General features: G+C 38.7%; 14 protein-coding genes. All 14 read left to right on the top strand.

Annotated features, from left to right (window positions below):
- The first annotated feature begins 4 nt into the window (after positions 1-4).
- Entirely contained in the window at positions 5-376 is a 372-nt protein-coding gene (locus H3T55_RS07565; RefSeq protein ID WP_225533982.1) for a thioesterase family protein, read from the top strand.
- 81 nt (positions 377-457) lie between these two features.
- Positions 458-910, top strand: a complete 453-nt coding sequence (locus H3T55_RS07560; protein ID WP_010772458.1) for a hypothetical protein — start codon at positions 458-460, stop codon at positions 908-910.
- A 470-nt stretch (positions 911-1380) separates the two neighbouring features.
- Entirely contained in the window at positions 1381-2250 is an 870-nt protein-coding gene (gene aroE / locus H3T55_RS07555; RefSeq protein WP_225533981.1) for a shikimate dehydrogenase, read from the top strand.
- Positions 2251-2279: 29 nt separating this feature from the next.
- Positions 2280-3302 carry a 3-deoxy-7-phosphoheptulonate synthase gene (gene aroF / locus H3T55_RS07550; protein ID WP_087640052.1) on the top strand — a complete coding sequence of 341 codons (1023 nt, stop codon included), beginning with the start codon at positions 2280-2282 and terminating at the stop codon, positions 3300-3302.
- A 69-nt stretch (positions 3303-3371) separates the two neighbouring features.
- Positions 3372-4433 (top strand): 3-dehydroquinate synthase, encoded by a 1062-nt coding sequence (aroB, locus tag H3T55_RS07545; RefSeq protein ID WP_225533980.1) that lies wholly within the window; start codon positions 3372-3374, stop codon positions 4431-4433.
- A gap of 12 nt (positions 4434-4445) precedes the next feature.
- Positions 4446-5612: a chorismate synthase gene (gene aroC, locus H3T55_RS07540; protein ID WP_225533979.1), complete on the top strand. Its 1167-nt coding sequence runs from the start codon at positions 4446-4448 to the stop codon at positions 5610-5612.
- Positions 5613-5640: 28 nt separating this feature from the next.
- Entirely contained in the window at positions 5641-6738 is a 1098-nt protein-coding gene (locus H3T55_RS07535; RefSeq protein ID WP_225533978.1) for a prephenate dehydrogenase, read from the top strand.
- A gap of 32 nt (positions 6739-6770) precedes the next feature.
- Positions 6771-8054, top strand: coding sequence for a 3-phosphoshikimate 1-carboxyvinyltransferase (aroA, locus tag H3T55_RS07530; protein WP_225533977.1), 1284 nt, complete (start codon positions 6771-6773; stop codon positions 8052-8054).
- Positions 8055-8066: 12 nt separating this feature from the next.
- Positions 8067-8567: a shikimate kinase gene (locus tag H3T55_RS07525; protein ID WP_225533976.1), complete on the top strand. Its 501-nt coding sequence runs from the start codon at positions 8067-8069 to the stop codon at positions 8565-8567.
- Positions 8568-8579: 12 nt separating this feature from the next.
- Entirely contained in the window at positions 8580-9428 is an 849-nt protein-coding gene (gene pheA, locus H3T55_RS07520) for a prephenate dehydratase (protein WP_225533975.1), read from the top strand.
- Positions 9429-9542: 114 nt separating this feature from the next.
- Entirely contained in the window at positions 9543-10670 is a 1128-nt protein-coding gene (locus H3T55_RS07515) for an LCP family protein (protein ID WP_225533974.1), read from the top strand.
- Between the two features lie 75 nt (positions 10671-10745).
- Entirely contained in the window at positions 10746-11594 is an 849-nt protein-coding gene (locus tag H3T55_RS07510; protein ID WP_087640060.1) for a DegV family protein, read from the top strand.
- Positions 11595-11783: 189 nt separating this feature from the next.
- On the top strand, positions 11784-11975 hold the full coding sequence (locus H3T55_RS07505; RefSeq protein WP_087640061.1) for a hypothetical protein: 192 nt from the start codon (positions 11784-11786) through the stop codon (positions 11973-11975).
- A gap of 136 nt (positions 11976-12111) precedes the next feature.
- Positions 12112-12498: a hypothetical protein gene (locus tag H3T55_RS07500; RefSeq protein WP_225533973.1), complete on the top strand. Its 387-nt coding sequence runs from the start codon at positions 12112-12114 to the stop codon at positions 12496-12498.
- Positions 12499-12522 lie beyond the last annotated feature (24 nt).

The raw sequence follows: 12522 nt of genomic DNA, 5'->3' as shown, positions 1-12522 counted from the left end.
CGCCATGGAAAAATTTTCTAAGTCGTTTATTGTCAGTCAAAAAGATACTGCAAAAGTGATCGGATCAGGTGATCTAGATGTTCTTGCAACACCTGTATTGATCACGATGGTTGAAAATACAGCCAAAGATTTCTTGGCTAAAGAATTGACACCAGAAGAATCGTCAGTCGGTACGATGATCAGTGCGAAACATTCAAGACCTTCAAAAGTAGGAGCTGAAATTTTCGTTCATATCAAGGTTGAAACAAGAGAGAAATCTAAAGTCGACTTTTCTTTTGAGGTTTTAGACAATGAGCAAGTCGTAGCTTCTGGAACGCATCAAAGAGCTGTTATCTTAACAGATGTATTTTTAAGCAAATTAGCGCTTTCTAAATGATGAAGCGAATAGAGTGACCTAGTTTAAAAGTTATGCTAAACTTAAAAATGTATAAAATATTTTAGTAAGGAGACTTATATCATGAGTAGAGAAATGACAGGATTGAAGTTTTATTTTAGAAATGGTGAAACATGGACGATCGGACGCCGCTTTATCGGAGACCTATGGATCAAACAAATTACAACAAGTTTTGGTCGTATCCACGGAAGCGAGTTTATGGAAATCCATCCATGTGAAGGCTTTAAAATCGAAATTTTCCAAGAAGGGGATCATGTTCAAACACATGACATCAACCTTGGTGGATTAGAATTAGGTATGTTCGCCCGTGCCTTAAAATATGAAGATATTGAACGTATGGAAATTTTATACAAAACAGGTACACCTGACTTAGTATACTTCCCATATAAAGACAAAACTGACGAAGGTTTAGACAACGTATACCAATCAACTAAAGTCAGCGAAAAAACAAAAAGCTTGTATATCGTGATCGATCCAACACAAACAGTTGATGATGTTTATGGTGAAGAGCTTTAATAGTAAATGATCTAATGAAGAGGCAAATCTCATAGTTTTGCCTCTTCATTTTACGATCAGAAATAATTAGAAAAATAAGAAAATTCAGATAAAATGAACGGCAGTTTTAAACATGCCCGAAAAAAATTGTTGACACTTGTAAATTTGAGGTATATACTAAGAACAATTCTTAAATAAATCAGTTACGGAGTGATTCATATGACAAGCATGAAGCATAACCAATTACAACTGAATAATTATTACTTTAGCTATTTTAGATGAGTTTGTGTTCATGAACATTGTGGATGCAAACAGACGCGTTTGTATCTATGATGGCTAGGGAATTTTGAGATGACTTTCAGCCGCGTAGATGAGAAATCTATAGTGGCTTTTATTTTACCTATTTTTTTGCAAGGTGTTCACTGTAGATTTTTCTGAAAATTTACGTGAACCCTTTTTTTGTTGAAAAGATTGTTAGAGGAGGAGATGAGTTGGGCAATAAAATTACAGGAAATACGAGGTTGACTGCACTATTTGCCACACCGGCTCGACATAGTGTTTCGCCAATGATCCATAATACAGCATTTCAGGCATTAGGGATCGATGCTGTATATCTAGCTTTTGATGTTGGGACAAGTAGTCTTGAAAGGGCGATCGATTCAATCAAAAACTTAGATATGCTAGGTGCCAATTTATCGATGCCGAATAAAATTTTAGCGGTTGATTACATGGATGAGTTAAGTGAGTCGGCCCGATTGATCGGGGCGATCAATACGATCAAAAATGACAATGGTCGACTAATTGGCCACAATACGGACGGCATCGGCTTTTTAAAAAGCCTAACAGATATGAATGTCAATATTATTGGTCGAAAAATAACCATTCTCGGAGCAGGCGGAGCGGCAGCGGCTATCATAGCACAAGCAGCACTGGATGGAGTGAATGAAATTGCAGTATACAACCGCAAAAGCCCTTCATACGAAAAAGCTCAATTGAAGTTAAAAGCCATCGCTGAACAGACGGGTTGCAGTATTATTTTAAATGACTTGGCTGACGAACAAGCTTTAGCTAAAGATATCGAAGAAAGTATTTTACTATTGAACACAACTTCTGTTGGGATGAAACCATTAGAAAAAGCGATGCCTATTCAAGATTTTTCAGTTATCCGATCCGATTTAGCAGTCTATGATGCTATTTATACACCAAGAGAAACTGAATTTTTAAAGCAGGCACGATTACGTGGTGCAAACACTGCAAATGGCTTGGGAATGCTGCTTTATCAAGGAGCAGAAGCATTTAAAATATGGACTGGACAAGAATTACCTATTGAACTAGTTAAACCCATTATTGAGAATATATAAAAAGAACGAAACTAGAGGAGAGAATTAGAATGATCGTAATCATGAAATCAGAAGCAACGAAAGCACAAATTAAATCAGTGATTGAACGCGTAAAAAAAGAAGGACTTGAGGTCCATTTAAGCGAAGGAAAAGAACAAACGATCATTGGATTGGTCGGAGATACACGTAAAATGCAGGATGTAGCGTTTAACAGCTATGATGGAGTAGAAAATGCAGTAAGAATTTCTTTGACCTACAAATTGACAAGTCGTGAGTTTCACCCAGAAAATACAATAGTCGATGTAGATGGGGTAAAAATCGGTGACGGAAGCATGACAATGATGGCTGGTCCTTGCTCGATCGAAGGGCTGGATCAAATCCGTGAATGTGCTAGAATCGCTAAAGCTGGCGGCGCGACTATTTTGCGCGGAGGTGCTTTTAAACCAAGAACATCTCCATACGCATTCCAAGGCTTGGAGGAAGAAGGGCTAAAATACATTCGTCAAGCAGCAGATGAACTAGATATGAAAGTCATCACAGAAGTAATGGATGAAGCGCATATCGATATGGTAGCTGAATACAGTGATATCTTACAGATCGGTGCCAGAAACATGCAAAACTTTAAGCTGTTAGAAGCAGTTGGGAAAACAGGAAAACCGATTGGTCTGAAACGCGGGATATCTGGTACAATTGATGAGTGGTTGAATGCTGCTGAATACATCGCGGCGCAAGGTAACTTTAATGTGATTTTCATTGAACGTGGGATTCGGACATACGAAACAGCTACACGAAATACGTTAGATTTAAGTGCGGTGCCGCTGATCAAAAAATTGAGCCATTTTCCGATCATCGTCGATCCTAGTCATGGGGTAGGTATTTGGGATCTCGTTCCGCCAATGGCTCGTGCAGGTGTTGCAGCTGGTGCTGATGGTTTGATCGTTGAAATCCATCCAGATCCAGTCAATGCTTGGTCAGATGGTCCACAATCGTTAAATGAAAAAACATACATGCGTATGATGAAAGAAGTGCATATCATGGAAAAAGCGATGAAGGAAATCAATGCATTAGACTAATCCGAAAAAAAGAAGGCAGAATGTTCCAAGACGGTCATTCTTCCAATCAAATACAGGAGTTGAACGAAAATGAAATTGACTGTAACCTTACCAAATCATTTCTATGATTTGACGATTGAAAAGGGCTTGTTGACTGAAATAGGTTCATGGGCTGCGGCTATTTGGTCTCCACAAAAGGTTGTTATCATAACTGATACGAATGTTCAGCCTTTATATGGAGCTCAGGTTGAGACAAGTTTGAAGAATGCCGGATTTGAAGCAGCAACGTTTGTTATAGAAGCTGGAGAGCAAAGCAAGTCGTTAAAAGTCGCTGCTGAGCTATATGACTTTTTAGCAGAGGAAGGTTTAACTAGAAGTGATGGGATCATTGCCTTAGGTGGAGGTGTGGTCGGTGATTTAGCCGGATTTGTAGCATCGACTTATATGCGCGGACTGCACTTTTTACAAGTGCCGACTACTTTGTTGGCTCAAGTTGACAGCAGTATCGGCGGCAAAACAGCAGTCAATACATCTAAAGCAAAAAATCTAGTTGGAACATTTGCTCAGCCAGATGGCGTTTTGATCGATCCAGACACCTTGAATACATTGGAAGTCCGTCGCGTTCAAGAAGGAATCGCTGAAATCATCAAATCTGCGGCAATTGCTGATAAACAACTTTGGCAGCAATTAGCTACTTTAAAAGATGAACACGACTTATTAGCTCATGCAACTGAAATTATTGCAGCTTGCTGTAAGATCAAGAGAAAAGTTGTAGAGGAAGATGAGCTTGATAACGGTGTACGACTGTTGCTAAACTTTGGGCACACGATTGGTCATGCATTGGAAAATACAGCTGGTTATGGTAAGTTGACTCATGGAGAAGGAGTAGCTATCGGGATGCTTCAAATTACTCGTATAGCAGAGCAAAAAGGGTTGACACCTGTAGGGACAACGGAACAATTGAGCCAAATGATTCAAAAATTTCATTTGCCTACTTCATCTAAAAATTGGGACAAACAAGCACTGTATAATGCATTGACGCATGACAAAAAGACACGCGGCGGGAAAATCAATATTATTTTATTAGAATCAATTGGTGAAGCTAAGATCGTTCGTATGCCGATTGAAGAAATGAAGAGTTATTTAGACTAGGGAGGAATAGATATGCGTTTTATTACTGCAGGAGAATCTCATGGACCAGAATTGACAGCAATCATTGAAGGTTTGCCAGCCGGTATGCCTTTATCGCCTGAAGATATCAATTTTGAATTGGCGCGAAGACAAGGCGGATATGGGCGCGGCGGCAGAATGTTGATCGAAAAAGATCAAGTGAAAATCACATCTGGTATTCGACATGGCAAAACACTGGGATCGCCAGTGACGTTAGTCGTTGAAAATAAAGATTGGAAGAACTGGACTTCAGTTATGTCTATTGAAGAAGTGACTGAAAAAGAAAAGAAAATTCGTCGTGTCAACAAACCAAGACCAGGGCATGCAGATTTAGTTGGCGGAATCAAATATCAACATGACGATCTTAGAAATGTTTTAGAGCGTTCTTCAGCACGTGAAACAACGATGCGTGTCGCGATCGGTGCTGTTGCCAAAAAGTTATTGAAAGAGCTGGATATCGAGGTAGCTGGCCATGTGGCTGTTTTGGGCGGGATCAGAGCTGAAATCCCGGAAAATCTGACTGTTTCTGAAATCCGTGAGCGCTCCGAACAATCAGATGTTCGAGTGTTAGATCCTGAGGTTGAAGAAAAAATGCGAAACTTGATCGATCAAACTAAGAAAAACGGAGATACGATCGGTGGAGTTGTTGAAGTCATCGTTGGCGGAGTGCCGATTGGTTTAGGTAGTTATGTCCAATGGGACCGGAAACTAGATGCTAAAATTGCTCAAGCTGTTACGAGTATCAATGCTTTTAAGGGTGTTGAATTTGGTATCGGTTTTGAAATGGGCAATCGTCCGGGGAGTCAAGTCATGGATGAAATCGTTTGGGATAAACAAACTGGATATACTCGGACATCAAATAATTTGGGCGGTTTTGAAGGCGGAATGACCAACGGTATGCCGATTATTGTTAGAGGGGTGATGAAGCCGATCCCAACGCTCTACAAACCATTACAAAGTGTCAATATCGACACGAAAGAGCCATACAAAGCAAGTGTGGAACGTTCTGATAGCACCGCTGTCCCAGCTGCCAGTGTTGTTTGTGAAGCTGTCGTTGCAACAGAAGTTGCTCAAGCAATGCTTGAAAAATTTGGCAGTGATGCCTTTGAACAAATGAAAGAAGAGGTTTCAGCATATCGTCGTTATACTCAATCGTTTTGATCAAAAAATAAGTGGAGAGTGACACGATATGAAAAAAAGAGTAGTAATTGTTGGATTAGGATTGATTGGCAGTTCTATAGCATTGTGTATCAAAAGAATACATCCTTCAGTAACGATCATTGGTTTAGACAAAGAAGAAACTTCGGTGGCTTTTGCTTTGAAAAGGCAGATCATCGATCAAGAAGCGGATTCATTAAAAGAAGCAGCTGCCAAAGCGGATATAATTTTTTTATGTACCCCAGTCAAAAGTACTTTAACACAACTAGAAATTTTAAGTAGTGCAGACCTTAAAAGTGGTGTGGTGATCACAGATGTCGGCAGTACAAAAAAAGAAATCGTAGCTAAAGCCCGATCATTAGGACTAGATTCTTTTATTGGCGGTCATCCAATGGCTGGTTCACACAAGTCCGGAGTAACAGCAGCTGATGAAGATTTATTTGAGAATGCCTATTATATCCTCACAAACTCAGATCAAACAAATGCAAAGAATGTTCGACAATTGCAGGAATTACTGCAGGGGACTAGAGCAAAATTTGTCGTTTTAACAGCAGAAGAACATGATCAAATCACAGGGATGCTTAGTCATCTTCCACATATTATTGCTGCAGGTTTAGTGAACCAAAGTAAGCAATTTAATGAAGAACACCCTCGGTCTAAGCAATTAGCTGCAGGTGGTTTCAGAGATATTACGAGAATTGCTTCATCAGATCCGCAAATGTGGACAGATATTTTATTAAGTAATAAAGAAGCGCTGTTGGACTTGATGCATCTTTGGCAAAAGGAAATGACACAAGTGGCGGACTGGATCGCTTCTGAAAATTCTGAAGCTATCTTTCAATTTTTCTTTGAGGCAAAAGAAACGAGAAACCAGCTGCCTGTCCATAAAGAAGGGGCGATTCCGGCATTCCATGATCTGTTTGTAGATGTACCGGATGTTCCAGGTGTGATTGCTGAAATCACGGGCTTACTAGGAAAAGCGGAACTGTCATTGATCAATTTAAAAATTCTTGAAACACGAGAAGATATTTATGGTATTCTACAATTGACGTTTAAACGACAAAAAGATGTAGAAGCAGCCAAAGAATATATAGAAAAACAAACAAATTATTTATGTTATGAAAAATAAGTATGAAAATAGTTAAATCAAGGAGGGATATTTTGGAACTAGTAGTGAACCAGATTGGATTGAATGGAGAAATCGATATACCTAGCGATAAATCAATTTCTCACAGAAGTATTATGTTCGGAGCGATTGCAAATGGGAAAACAACGATCAAGAATTTTCTGCGTGGTGATGATTGCTTAAGTACACTAAAAGCCTTTCAAGATCTTGGTGTTTCGATTGAAGATGATGGCGAAACAATTACCGTTCATGGAAAGGGAATTTCCGGTTTGACCCAAGCAAAAAAAGCAATCGATGTAGGAAATTCTGGAACAACGATCCGCTTGATCACCGGAATTTTAGCTGGAACAGATTTCAGTACGGAATTATTCGGTGATCACTCCATAGCTAAGCGTCCGATGAATCGAGTGATGCTCCCCATCAATCAAATGGGAGCAGAATGTTCTGGACATGATGGTACAGAGTTTCCACCGTTGACGATCAAAGGCACAAGAACATTGAAACCCATTCATTATCAAATGCCGGTTGCTAGTGCACAAGTCAAGTCAGCTATTTTATTTGCAGCACTGCAGGCGCAAGGCGAGTCAGTAATCATTGAAAAAGAAAAGACGCGAGATCACACTGAGGATATGATTCGTCAATTTGGCGGTGAGATTGCAATTTCAGGCAAAGAAATTCGCATTAAAGGACCGCAAAAACTGACTGGTCAAGAGATAAATGTCCCAGGAGATATTTCATCCGCTGCTTTTTTCCTTGTTGCGGGCTCCATCATTGAAAATAGCCGAATCATTTTGAATAATGTCGGATTGAATCCAACTCGGACGGGTATTCTTGAGGTCATTGAACAAATGGGTGGTAAACTAACCGTAGAAGAAACTGGTAATAAAGAAAACAAAGCGGGCAAACTGATTATTGAAACAAGCGATTTAAAAGGGATCGAGATCGGTGGAGAAATCATTCCTCGTTTGATCGATGAATTACCGGTTATTGCTCTTTTAGCAACACAGGCACAAGGAACAACGATCATTCGCGATGCGGAAGAATTAAAAGTCAAAGAAACAAATAGAATTGATGCTGTAGCAACAGAATTGAACAAAATGGGAGCTTCGATCGAACCTACCGATGATGGATTGATCATCCATGGAAAGACACCGTTACATGGGGCAAAAGTGACTAGTTACGGGGATCACCGAATCGGGATGATGTTACAGATCGCAGCGCTTTTAGTTAAATCTGGTACTGTTGAACTTGAAAAAGCAGAAGCCATTTCCGTTTCTTATCCAGCCTTTTTCGATGATTTAAACAAGTTGTATCAATAGGCGGTGATATAAATGAAAGGTATCATTTTAATAGGATTCATGGGGTCAGGAAAAACGACCGTCGGAAAATTGTTAGCTGAAAAAACAGGAATGCAGCACGTCGATTTCGATGAACAGTTAGTCATCGAACTGGGAATGACGATCCAGGAATATTTTGATCTTTATGGAGAAAAAGCCTTTAGAGATCAAGAAACAAAATTATTGAAACGTTATATCGATCATGAACAAATCATTTCTACTGGCGGCGGTATTGTTTTAAAGCCAGAAAACCGCCAATTATTGAAACAATTGGCGCCGGTCATTTATCTAAAAACAGAACCAGAAACTTTTCTTTCCCGGTTAAAAGAAGATCAGGAAAATGTACGGCCTTTGATCATATCAAAAACAGCGGAGGAGATCCAAGAAATCTTTGAACCACGGATTCCATTTTATGAAGAAAGTGCAAGTCTGATCATTCCAACAAGTGATCGAACACCAGAAAGCATTGTTCAAGAGATTCTAGAAAAAATATAAGTAGGTGAGCAAATGAGAGTGGGTTTTTTAGGACCAGAAGCTTCTTTTACACATAATGCAGCAAAAACAGCTTTTCCACAAGAAGAATTGGTTCCTTTTCATTCAATTCCAGCCTGTATCAAAGGGGTCGAATTTGGCGAAGTCGATCTTGGCGTTGTACCAATCGAGAATACGATCGAGGGCTCTGTCAATACAACAGTAGATTATCTGTTTCATCAGACGACGATTCCAGTTGGCGGTGAAATCGTTCTGCCGATCTATCAACAATTTATGGTCGCTAAATCAAACCAACAAGATTGGCAGCAAACAACACGGATTTTGTCTCACCCGCAGGCGTTAGCTCAATCACAAGAATTTATCCGGATGTATTTTCCGAATGCTCGATTAGAAGCAACACCTTCAACCGCTTATGCTGCGAGTTTTGTGGCTGACCATCCGGAGCAAAAAATGGCGGCGATCGCACCGAAAAAGTCTGCAGAAACATATGAACTTGCTGTTGTTGGGGAAAACATTCAAGATGTTGCAAGCAATCAGACACGTTTTTGGATCTTGGGTGCTGAAGATGTTCATTTGCCGTTGGCTATCGAAAACCAAAAGATGACTATTGCTGTGACGATGCCGAATAATATGCCGGGTGCGCTGCATAAAGCACTTTCCGTATTTAGTTGGCGAGAGATTGATCTAAGTAAAATCGAATCTAGACCTCTAAAAACAACCTTGGGAGAGTATTTCTTTCTTATCGATATCAATATCCAGCAACCACGATCATTGATTGACTATGCACTTGAGGAACTGCGTTTAATGGGTGGAACGGTCAAAGTATTCGGTAACTATAATGTTCATTTGATAGAAGGTGTATAAAAGATCTGCAAAGGTCTTTTTATTTTTTTGTTAAAATTTTAACGAAGCATTAGGCTTTTAGTGTAAAATAAGGTATGCTTGTTAGTGTTGTAATATTTAAGTGAGGTGGAAATGATGAGCCGAGTGGATCGTTATAAACATATCCATGAAAAAGCAAAACCAATTGAAGAGAAAAAATCATTCAATCCAAGAAAAGAAAAAAATTCCAGTGATGAAGCATCCTACAAGGAGTCCGATTCATTTAAAGAACCGGTAATAGAATCACGTTCAAATGAACCTATGGATCAACCGAATGAAAAGAAACGTTTTTTTAAAAAAGAAAAGTCGCCTAAAAAACCAAAAAAGAAAAAAAGGTTTAGTTGGCCGAAGAGAATTTTACTTGTATTGCTATTATTGATCGTATTAGCTGTTGGCTTCTTTTTCAAAGGTAAGTCTTATGCTGAAAATGATACTTCTCTTCCCAAAGAAGAACTTGAAACATTTAATGGAGTGAAAAGCTCCAACGGTGCTCACAATATTTTGATTTTAGGAAGTGATACACGGGGAGAAGATAGCGGTCGTGCAGATACGATCATGGTCCTACAGTTAGATGGACCTTCTAAAAAACCTAAGTTGGTTTCTTTCATGCGTGATACCTTTGTTGATATTCCAGGCTATGATGATAATAAAATCAATGCTTCTTACGCTTTAGGTGGTGCAGAGTTAGTTCGCCAAACCTTAGCCGAAAACTTTAATATCCAATGTAATTACTATGCAAAAGTCGATTTTCAATCATTTGAAAAAATCGTTGACTCGATGTTTCCTAGCGGTGTCAAAATAGATGCAGAAAAAGATTTGAATCTAGATGGTGTCGATATTGCTAAAGGCAGTCAGAAGATGGACGGGCATACGTTATTACAATATTCACGCTTTAGAATGGATGAAGAAGGTGACTTTGGCCGAGTTCGTCGTCAACAACAAGTGATGACGGCAGTGATGGGACAGTTGAAAAATCCATTAGCATTATTGCGTACACCAGAATCGCTTGGGCGTTTAGTAGGATATATGTCAACCGATGTTCCAACTAGTTTTATGATCAAAAATGGTCCGTCTCTTCTTTTAAAAGGCGGCAGCGGCATCGAAAGATTAACAGTTCCAGTGGAAAATTCTTGGCAGAACGTCGATTATGATTACGCTGGCAGCGTGCTTCAAATCGATCCAGATATGAACCGTGCAGCTGTACAAAATTTTCTTGATCAATAACTATTTTATTTAAATATCAGGTAATCTATGCTATATTTATAATATCGTGTAAAATTAGTGAAACGAGGTTACAGAATGAAAATCGCTATTGTGACAGATAGTACCGCTTATTTACCTGAGCGAATTAAGAATTCACCTGATTTGTTTGTAATACCGATCCCAGTCATTTTGGACGGTAAAATATATAACGAAGGAATCGACATTGAAGCAGATGAATATTACAGCTTATTGAATAGCAGTAAAGAATTCCCAACGACGTCTCAGCCAGCTTTAGGAGAAGTCATCGATTTGTATGAAAAGATTGCAGAAAAAGGCTACGATACGATCATCAGTATTCATCTTTCTGCTGGAATTTCTGGTTTTGTCAATACATTGTTTTCTTTGACAGATGCAGTGAAAGGAATCACTCTTTATCCTTATGATTCTAAGATCACAAGTGTGCCGATGGGCCATATGGTAGAGGTCGCACTTGATTTAGTCCAAGAAGGCGCTAGCCTAGAAGAGATCTTTGCACGATTGGATATTATTAGAGATAATACTTACGCTTATCTGATCGTTGATGATCTAAATAATCTAGTTCGTGGCGGACGTTTGACAAATGGAGCAGCACTGATTGCCGGTTTATTGAAAATCAAACCGATTTTGACCTTCGAAGAAGGGAAAATAGTCCTGTTTGAAAAAATTCGTTCGACTAAGAAAGCTTTTGCTCGAGCGGAAAAAATTATCGGTATGCGTGATAAAGAAATTGATCGTCCAGTAAAATTATATGTGATCCATGCAAATAATTTGGCAGTCGCTGAAGAAGAAAAAGCAAAGCTTGCAAAACAATATCCTGATGCAATTATTGAAATCGGTCATTTTGGTCCTGTTATTGGGACACATTTAGGTGAAAAAGCAATTGGTTTATGTATCTCAGCTCAATAATAATAGGTGACATAGGATGAAGTAAGACGGATCGATCGTTTTACTTTATCCTATGTTTTTCATATAATTCAACAGATAATGAATAGTATGTTAAAATAGAAGACAGATCCTATTTTTTAATAAAAATAACGGTTCGATAGTCATTTTTCTTTAAAAGTAAGGTATACTTAAAGAAAAGGAGGCGAGTGGATGAATCTAAATGAAGAGCGGTTACAGAAAGAAAAAATGAAGCAGGTTCAACTGCTCGCTGCATATTACCAGGTGATCAACCGTTTGCCCCTTGGAGACGAGAGAGACCAGATGATCCGCGATATACTCGCATGTAAAGATAGAATAAAAAAAATCAATCAAAAATTAACAGAATTAAATAATAAAGAATAGTCTCTGATGTAGGCGGTTATTCATCAAAAAGGAGCTTGATTTGATTATCGACTTTTTCACTGTAATACTTTTCATTTTTGTCGTACTTTTATACGTTTATTTGTTTTTAGTCAGAAAAAGTATTCTGATCAAAAGTGTGAAGAAAAAAATTATTTATGTTCTTATCAGTATAGTCAGTTTGCTGATTTTATTTTTGGCTTTAAGTGTTGAACAAACTCTCGATCAGCGGATCCGCAGTTTTCTTGCGATTTTACTTGTCTTAAGCTTCTTATTAGATGCAAAAGGCTTTTCAGATGATCGCTTGATCTTAGGACCTTTTGACCGTAAAGGGATAGAGTATCATGAGATCGACAAGATGGCTTTGTTGTTAAAAGAAGAAGAAATTTGGTTGAATTATTTCAAAGATGACAGGAGAGGTCCGATGTTGAAATTTTCTATTCCATTAGAAGAATTGCTGACCTTTCTCTCTGGCCGATTGAATGAAGACGCAGAAATCAACATACTTGTTGATGAAAATCAATAAGTAATAGCCAAGTAAAGGTGAAAT

Source organism: Enterococcus sp. S22(2020) (assembly GCF_020295385.1).
GTDB classification, from domain to species: Bacteria; Bacillota; Bacilli; order Lactobacillales; family Enterococcaceae; genus Enterococcus_L; species Enterococcus_L dunnyi.
This window is presented reverse-complemented; position numbering and strand designations above follow the sequence as displayed.

What these genes read in the sequence shown, in the direction of transcription:
- H3T55_RS07565 (WP_225533982.1), top strand. Translation starts at nt 5, where the DNA reads ATGGAAAAATTTTCTAAGTCGTTTATTGTCAGTCAAAAAGATACTGCA.
- H3T55_RS07560 (WP_010772458.1), top strand. Translation starts at nt 458, where the DNA reads ATGAGTAGAGAAATGACAGGATTGAAGTTTTATTTTAGAAATGGTGAA.
- aroF (WP_087640052.1), top strand. Translation starts at nt 2,280, where the DNA reads ATGATCGTAATCATGAAATCAGAAGCAACGAAAGCACAAATTAAATCA.
- aroB (WP_225533980.1), top strand. Translation starts at nt 3,372, where the DNA reads ATGAAATTGACTGTAACCTTACCAAATCATTTCTATGATTTGACGATT.
- aroC (WP_225533979.1), top strand. Translation starts at nt 4,446, where the DNA reads ATGCGTTTTATTACTGCAGGAGAATCTCATGGACCAGAATTGACAGCA.
- H3T55_RS07535 (WP_225533978.1), top strand. Translation starts at nt 5,641, where the DNA reads ATGAAAAAAAGAGTAGTAATTGTTGGATTAGGATTGATTGGCAGTTCT.
- H3T55_RS07525 (WP_225533976.1), top strand. Translation starts at nt 8,067, where the DNA reads ATGAAAGGTATCATTTTAATAGGATTCATGGGGTCAGGAAAAACGACC.
- pheA (WP_225533975.1), top strand. Translation starts at nt 8,580, where the DNA reads ATGAGAGTGGGTTTTTTAGGACCAGAAGCTTCTTTTACACATAATGCA.
- H3T55_RS07515 (WP_225533974.1), top strand. Translation starts at nt 9,543, where the DNA reads ATGAGCCGAGTGGATCGTTATAAACATATCCATGAAAAAGCAAAACCA.
- H3T55_RS07510 (WP_087640060.1), top strand. Translation starts at nt 10,746, where the DNA reads ATGAAAATCGCTATTGTGACAGATAGTACCGCTTATTTACCTGAGCGA.
- H3T55_RS07505 (WP_087640061.1), top strand. Translation starts at nt 11,784, where the DNA reads ATGAATCTAAATGAAGAGCGGTTACAGAAAGAAAAAATGAAGCAGGTT.